Here is a 531-nt window from a genome sequence, read left to right on the forward strand (position 1 = left end):
TCGATGTGAACATCACCTGGGAAATCAAATAGCAGCCGCATTGCTCAGCCGTGCCGCCGTGATAGTCTCGGGCCCTCATGCCGGTTCTCGAGCGCGACCCGTGGCGTCTTCAGTTTTTCCAGCACGTTCCGTGTCCGGAGCATGTGATGATTCCGACGGACGACCCGGATTGCTGGCTGCTCTACCCTGAACAACGATGGGTCTATGACAAGCTGAGGATCGCGGAGACGCAGGGCCTCGAGGCGGGGCCGCACGGCGTGATGCCCAAGTCGTTTCCGGTATTCTCCAAGCCTATCGTCAATCTGCGGGGCATGGGACTGGGGAGCCGCATTTTCCTCTCCATGGACGAGATGGAGCATCATTATGCACCCGGCCACATGTGGATGCCGCTGCTGGACGGCGCGCATGTATCCACCGATTGCGCCGTGCGCGATGGCCGCCTGCTGTGGTGCCGGCATGCGACAGGTGTTCCCGCCGCGCAGGGCATGTTCCAGCACTGGACGATCCACGCCCGAACCGCCCCCGCCCTGG

1 protein-coding gene is annotated in these 531 nt (G+C 62.7%); it reads left to right on the plus strand.

Features of this window, described 5'->3' with window-relative positions:
- Positions 1 to 77 precede the first annotated feature (77 nt).
- Positions 78 to 531, plus strand: a 454-nt coding sequence (locus ACLD7X_RS18265) for a hypothetical protein (protein ID WP_411425106.1), incomplete at its 3' end; no start/stop codon positions are given.

This window comes from Aphanothece microscopica RSMan92, from assembly GCF_046613545.2.
GTDB lineage: Bacteria > Cyanobacteriota > Cyanobacteriia > PCC-6307 > Cyanobiaceae > NIES-981.